The sequence below is a fragment of the Polynucleobacter sp. QLW-P1DATA-2 genome (assembly GCF_001870365.1).
GTDB lineage: Bacteria > Pseudomonadota > Gammaproteobacteria > Burkholderiales > Burkholderiaceae > Polynucleobacter.
This window is the reverse complement of sequence record NZ_LZMQ01000009.1, coordinates 184,161-189,954: the sequence shown is the minus strand read 5'-3', so window position 1 is coordinate 189,954 and position 5,794 is coordinate 184,161. Positions and strand designations below refer to the sequence as shown.

At 45.6% G+C, this 5,794-nt stretch carries 6 protein-coding genes and 1 other RNA gene; 6 read left to right on the top strand and 1 reads right to left on the bottom strand.

Going from position 1 to position 5,794, the window contains the following annotated elements:
- The first annotated feature begins 297 nt into the window (after window positions 1-297).
- The 6 genes from ompA (at window position 298) to A9236_RS10685 (ending at window position 5,451) form a co-directional block, all read left to right on the top strand.
- On the top strand, window positions 298-870 hold the full coding sequence (ompA, locus tag A9236_RS10710) for an outer membrane protein OmpA (protein WP_071467898.1): 573 nt from the start codon (window positions 298-300) through the stop codon (window positions 868-870).
- Between the two features lie 93 nt (window positions 871-963).
- Window positions 964-1,653 carry a bifunctional 2-polyprenyl-6-hydroxyphenol methylase/3-demethylubiquinol 3-O-methyltransferase UbiG gene (ubiG, locus tag A9236_RS10705; protein ID WP_071467897.1) on the top strand — a complete coding sequence of 230 codons (690 nt, stop codon included), beginning with the start codon at window positions 964-966 and terminating at the stop codon, window positions 1,651-1,653.
- An 8-nt stretch (window positions 1,654-1,661) separates the two neighbouring features.
- Window positions 1,662-2,342: an HAD family hydrolase gene (locus tag A9236_RS10700; RefSeq protein WP_071467896.1), complete on the top strand. Its 681-nt coding sequence runs from the start codon at window positions 1,662-1,664 to the stop codon at window positions 2,340-2,342.
- Between the two features lie 63 nt (window positions 2,343-2,405).
- Window positions 2,406-2,764, top strand: a transfer-messenger RNA (tmRNA) gene (ssrA, locus tag A9236_RS10695).
- A gap of 174 nt (window positions 2,765-2,938) precedes the next feature.
- Entirely contained in the window at window positions 2,939-4,189 is a 1,251-nt protein-coding gene (locus A9236_RS10690) for an integrase arm-type DNA-binding domain-containing protein (protein ID WP_071467895.1), read from the top strand.
- Between the two features lie 431 nt (window positions 4,190-4,620).
- Window positions 4,621-5,451 (top strand): peptidylprolyl isomerase, encoded by an 831-nt coding sequence (locus A9236_RS10685; protein ID WP_071467894.1) that lies wholly within the window; start codon window positions 4,621-4,623, stop codon window positions 5,449-5,451.
- Window positions 5,452-5,474: 23 nt separating this feature from the next.
- Here the strand turns inward: A9236_RS10685 and A9236_RS10680 are convergent, their stop codons facing one another.
- Entirely contained in the window at window positions 5,475-5,777 is a 303-nt protein-coding gene (locus A9236_RS10680) for a helix-turn-helix domain-containing protein (RefSeq protein WP_236638901.1), read from the bottom strand.
- Between the last annotated feature and the right edge of the window lie 17 nt (window positions 5,778-5,794).

The window sequence follows — 5,794 nt, the reverse complement described above, 5'->3', positions numbered from 1 at the left end:
GCGGTGAACCGGTTTGAGGCCATCACGCACGTCTGGCAGGGCTCTGCCGACGATGACGCTCATTGCGTAGTCCAAATAGGACCGCCGCATTTCGTCTTCGAGGGATATTGGTAGTGTTTCTTTAGCGGCTTGTTCCATCTAGAAATAATATCATTTTGATGACAGAGGGGCGCTATGCTAAGATTCTGTCAGTTTGTACGAAATTGAGATGTGTCGCTTTGCAGTATTTGTTTCAAGGTAGGGCGAATTACATTTAAGTTTGACTTTAATTAAAAAAGAGATTTTTGAGGACTAAAAATGAACAAAACCCTAAAAGTGTTGCTCGCTTCTGTTATTACCGTTTCTGCTTCTGCAGCGATGGCTTCTGATAACTGGCAAAACGGCGACGGCGCCCTAAACTGGAAAAACGGCGACGGCACATTGTGCTGGCGTGATAACAACTGGACACCTGCAACTGCAGCTAAAGGTTGCGATGGCGCGTTGACTCAAGGTGCTGCTGCTGCTGGCGTTAGCCAAAGCAAAATCACTTTGCAAGCTGACACACTTTATGACTTCAACAAGTCTGATTTGAAACCAGAAGGTAAAGCTACTTTGGACAAGATCGCTGCTGATTTGAGCAAGATCAAGTTGGAAGTAATCATCGCTGTTGGTAACACTGATAGCGTTGGTACAGATGCTTACAACATGGCTCTCGGTCAACGTCGTGCACAATCCGTTAAAACATACCTCGTAAGCAAGGGTGTTGACGGTAGCCGCATCTACACAGAATCAAAAGGCAAGAGCAATCCAGTTGCATCAAATGCAACTGCTGAAGGCCGCGCTAAGAACCGCCGTACCGATATCGAAGTTGTTGGTACGGCAGCTAAGTAATTCTTTTTACTTGTAAAAAAGCCCGCTTCTAGCGGGCTTTTTTATTTCCGCTATATTCATCAATTCACCCAATAAGCTCTTCACCAAACCAATATGAACGTTGATCAATCCGAAATCGCCAAATTTAGCGCCCTAGCCCATCGCTGGTGGGATCCTAATAGCGAATTCAAGCCCTTGCATGCGATTAACCCATTGCGTCTCAATTGGATTAAATCTTTCGTCAATTTAGAGGGCAAAAAAGTTGTTGATATAGGCTGTGGTGGAGGCATTTTGGCGGAATCAATTTCCCAATCAGGTGCCGAAACTACCGGTATTGATTTATCTGAAAAAGCGCTCAAGGTTGCACAACTACATGCATTAGAGGTGGGTGCCAAACTGACTTATCGCTCAATCTCAGCAGAGGATTTAGCCAATGAACAGCCTGAGCAATATGACGTAGTGACCTGTATGGAAATGCTCGAACATGTACCCGATCCCGCTTCAGTAGTGCGGGCTTGCGCCAAACTTTGCAAGCCGGGTGGCACACTCTTTTTTAGCACCCTCAATCGCAGCCCGAAGTCCTACTTATTTGCCATTATTGGTGCCGAGTACATCCTCAAGTTGCTGCCAAAAGGCACTCACGAATATAAAAAATTCATCAAACCCTCTGAATTGGTTGCCTTCACTCGCAATGCGGGATTAGAGATGATGGGCATGAAAGGGCTCAGCTATAACCCACTGACTCAGGTATATAGCTTGAATGATGATGTAGATGTGAACTACATGATTGCGGTGCAGAAATAATCCAAAGCATGACTAAGTTATCAAGCCCATACCATGGTGTCTTTTTTGATCTAGATGGCACATTGGCTGATACAGCGCCGGATTTAGTTGCCGCTACCAATCTACTACTCATTGCTCGTAATTTAGAGCCTAAACCCTACCAATTGCTTCGCCCCCATGCTTCTGCCGGTGCACGCGGTCTACTCGAAGGCGCGTTTGGCATCGCTCCAGATCATCCGGATTTCATCCCCTTGCGCGATGAGTTTTTTGCTAATTATGAAAAGGCCTTATTAGTGGAGAGCAAGTTATTCGACGATATGGATCATTTGCTCGATCAAATGGATCAAGCCAACCTCCCCTGGGGAATAGTGACTAATAAGAGCAAGCGCTTTACGAACCCATTAGTAGATCTGCTGGGCTTAAGCCAAAGATCTGCTTCAACCGTTTCTGGCGACACTACGCCACACTCAAAACCACATCCTGAGCCTATCCTGCATGCCGCCAGAGAAGCCAACATTGATCCCACAAAATCACTTTATGTGGGCGACGACATTAGGGACGTTTTGGCGGGCAAAGCTGCTGGCATGCAAACGGTTGCAGCAGCCTATGGCTATTGTGGCTGTAAAGAGCCTCCAGAGGCCTGGGGGGCAGATTTCATCATCCACGCTCCGCTTGATTTATTGCAAATCATCTTCCCCAACAAGGGATAAGCAAAGATATTCAACAATTTAAGGCTGGCAGCTTTAAAATAGGGTTTCCAATGCATGAACTCCGGGGTCGACATGGTTTCGACGTGGATTACAAAGCATCAAGGGCATACCGAGGACCCGTTATCTCGTAAATCAATGGGAATGTAATAACTGCAAACGACGAACGTTTCGCACTAGCCGCTTAATTGCGGTTGCCCCTGAACTGATTCTCTCTTGGGTCAGCTAGCGAAAGCTAGATCAGGGTCATTTACAAGAGATAAGATCATTTCATGTCACGGGGAATGATTCGAAAACCTAGTGAATCGTCAGCGAGGAACGTGTCAGTCCGTGCCTAACTGATTAAATCAAACGATATGACTAAGTATGTAGAACTTGTTGTGGAGGATTTGCGGACGCGGGTTCGATTCCCGCCGACTCCACCAATATTAGTATTAGCATCATCTAGCAACACCAAACAACCCCTTACAGCATATAGCTCTAAGGGGTTTTTTGTTGTCTGTAGGTAACGCTAGGAAATGCTAGTTTTTAATTATTCTGGGGGCACATCTGGGGGGCATAACTGGAGTAGACTGAACACATGAAATTTATGCCCCCACATGCTCACTGACTCCATCTGTAAGTCAGCCTCCTGCCCTTTAGATAAAGCCTTTAAACGTTTTTCAGACTATGGGGGCATGTACCTTGAAGTCAGCAAATCCGGTGGTAAATATTGGCGCCTGAAATATCGCATCGCCAATAAGGAAAAAAGGCTTGCTTTAGGCATCTACCCTGCCCTTACCCTTAAAGCAGCTAGGCTGAAGCGTGATGAAGCCAAAATACTCATTACGTCCGGTAAAGATCCAGGTCACATCAAAAAGATAGAAAAGCAGGTTCGGCAAAGGCCAGTTGGGGACACCTTCAAAGATATAGCGCTGGATTGGCACACCACCAAGAAATCAGGCTGGAGCGATAGCCATGCTGACAGAACGCTGCGTCAAATGGAGCGTGATCTTTTTCCATGGATCGGTGATCGACCCATGAAGGAAATTACGGGAAACGAAATTCTCCATGCATTGAGAAAAGTTGAGGATCGTGGTGCAGTAGAAACTGCCGATCGAAACCTCATGATCTGCCGTCAAATTTGGGAGTACGTGGCGCTCGATAATATTCCGGATGCCACTAGAGGAATTAAAGCAAAACTTAAGCCCTATCGCGGTAAAACCCTGCAAGCGATTACTGATCCTAAGCGCTTTGCACAACTACTTATAGCAATAGATGGGTACACAGGTACCCCAACCGTTAAAGCAGCCTTAAAACTAGCCCCAATCCTTTTTCAGAGGCCATTTAATCTACGAACAATCCAATGGAGTCAGCTTGATTTAGAGGCAGGCATTTGGACCATTCCTTCGATGGAGATGAAGCGTGAGAAATATGAAAAAGAAAATGGTGAGGATCATTTAGTTCCCCTACCAACTCAAGCCATAGAAATTCTGAAAGAGGTAAAGCGCTACACAGGAAAAAGCATCTATGTATTCAGAGGTGAGCGAACCGCAAATAGCCCAATGAGCGATGGCACGATAAATAAAGCTCTACGCACCCTTGGATTTGGCGATGAGCAATGCGGCCATGGATTTAGAGCTAGCGGCAGAACAATGCTTGATGAGGTTTTGAATAAAGATTGGAGACACCTAGAGGCTCAACTTGCTCACGCGGTAAAAGATGTTAATGGCAAGAGTTACAACCGTACTCAATTTATAAAGCAGAGGGTTGAGTTAATGCAGGATTGGGCTAATTATCTGGATAAGATTAAGACAGCAAAGACAGATGAGGAATTTGATCTCACCAGATCTACAGGCAAAACTCAATAAATATTGCATATTAAATTATGACTAAACCTTGCCCTTTTTGAACTTTGTTATATGCATTCAAGAGTCTTTCTGATGTCTATTGACCATGACATTGGAAGAATTAAAGTGACGCCTATTTTTAAACCCATAAATTAGGTGACTGGATGAACTGGCCTAATCTTTAGCGCGGGTCAGACTATATGGGGGTGCTTTCTTAGAATGCAACCCCGCCTTTTTAAGATTTGCTTAGGAGTCACGGTGGTCCCTGCAAGATCTCAAGCCCGCCAATTTTTTTAAAATTTTTTCATTCATGAAGTTTAAAGACGGCCTAATGGTTCGGTCTTGTTGAGTTATTTTTTCAGGCAAATTGTTGTGAGATACAAGCCTTGGCCAGGGGTTGAGATTGCCGCCCTAATGCAGAACGGATTGATATCAAACTCTATAATAGGCACATGAAAAAACATCTTTTTGGTCTTGTCTGCGCCACCCTGTTAAGCAACTCCTACAGCGTCATTGCCGCCCCAGAATCTAGCAGCTCTAGCACCTCAAACATCAACTTCTTTGCGACCGTGAACAACACGATGCTGACAAAGGGCTTGCTAGATCTGAACGTGAAAGCTGCTGTAGCGCAAGGTCAAAAAAATACGCCTGAATTACAAAAGGCCTTGAAAGATGAGCTCATCAATCGCGAGCTCTTAGCCCAACAGGCTGAGCGCATGGACTTGGAAAAAAATATTGATTTAGATGATCAATACACGCAGCTACGCCAAACTCTCCTAATACAGGCTTTAGTGGAAGATCACTTTAAGCAATCCCCTATTACCGATACCCAGCTGCGCCAAGAGTACGACCGCCAGCGCAAGCTTACCGGTGATGCTGCCTCAGGCTATCAGTACCGTATCAGCGAAATCGTTGTCAACAATGAATCCGATGCTATTGACCTCATTAATCGCATCAACAAGGGTGAACTGTTTGGAAAATTAGCCCAGCAGTACTCTATCGCTGAGGGCGCTAAGGGTAATGGCGGTCAACTGGGTTGGTTATATCCAGGGCAACTTAATCCAGAACTACAGCCGCTTGTTGCCAAGTTAAACAAGGGCGCAACTTATGGCGCACCCATCCAGGTACAAGGTGGCTGGGCCATTATTAAGTTAGATGACAAGCGCAACTACAAGCTGCCAGGATTTGAAGAGTCTAAACCCCAGCTACGCCAAGCCTATGTGCAGCAATACCTCGTTGAGACAGTGAAAGATCTGAGGGCTCGCGCGAGAATTACGCAGTAAGCATGGCAAGGGGCGATGCGGGATTAGGCCCCTTCTTTTTTCCGCAAAAATTGTGGGATGTAGACGCCATCATCAATGCTGCCTTGATCACCGCCCTGCTCTAATTGAACTCCCAAGACTTTGGCGTAGACTTGAGCTGCAATTTCAATACTAGATTGGGCTCTAGCAAACGCTAGCGAATCCCCTCTTTCGATAGCGGTCAACAAGACTACCGAGAGATCACACTGCCGTGCCAGGATAGCTAAGTTATGCCCTTGCGATTCACGGACATCCCTTAGTTTTCTACCTATATTTTTGATGTGTTTTAGTGAACTTGTCATGCTCATGCAAATCGACCGAGGGG